We start from the raw sequence: 637 nt of genomic DNA on the forward strand, positions 1-637 counted from the left end.
CCAGCTGACCGTGTACGGCGACAAGTGCCTGGACGTGCCGGGCCACGCCACCGCAGCCGGCACCCGGGTGCAGATCTGGACCTGCACCGGCGCCGCGAACCAGCAGTGGCGGGTGAACGCCGACGGCACGGTGGTCGGAGTGGAGTCCGGGCTGTGCCTGGACGTCACGGGCGCCGGTACCGCCAACGGCACGGCCGTGGAGATCTGGACGTGCAACGGCGGCAGCAACCAGAAGTGGGCGGGCCTGTCCGCATCGTCCCCGCCCGGCGGCAACTGTGCGCTGCCGTCGACCTACCACTGGTCCTCGACGGGTGCACTGGCCCAGCCCGCCAACGGATGGGCGTCGGTGAAGGACTTCACCGACGTCGTGGTCAACGGCAAGCACGTGGTCTACGCGTCGAACGTGAACGGTTCGTCGTACGGCTCGATGATGTTCAGCCCCTTCACCAACTGGTCGGACATGGCCTCCACCGCACAGATCGGCATGAGCCAGGCGGCGGTGGCGCCCACCCTGTTCTACTTCGCGCCCAAGAACATCTGGGTCCTCGCCTACCAGTGGGGTCAATGGCCCTTCATCTACCGCACCTCCAGCGACCCCACCAACCCCAACGGCTGGTCCGCACCCCAGCCACTGTTC

The 637-nt window shown here is 68.0% G+C and carries 1 protein-coding gene; it reads left to right on the top strand.

Features of this window, described 5'->3' with window-relative positions; all coding sequences use genetic code 11:
* Nucleotides 1–637, top strand: a 637-nt coding sequence (locus PUR71_RS00295; RefSeq protein WP_329924256.1) for a non-reducing end alpha-L-arabinofuranosidase family hydrolase, incomplete at both ends; no start/stop codon positions are given.

It is taken from the genome of Streptomyces sp. SP17BM10, from assembly GCF_036322405.1.
GTDB lineage: Bacteria > Actinomycetota > Actinomycetes > Streptomycetales > Streptomycetaceae > Kitasatospora.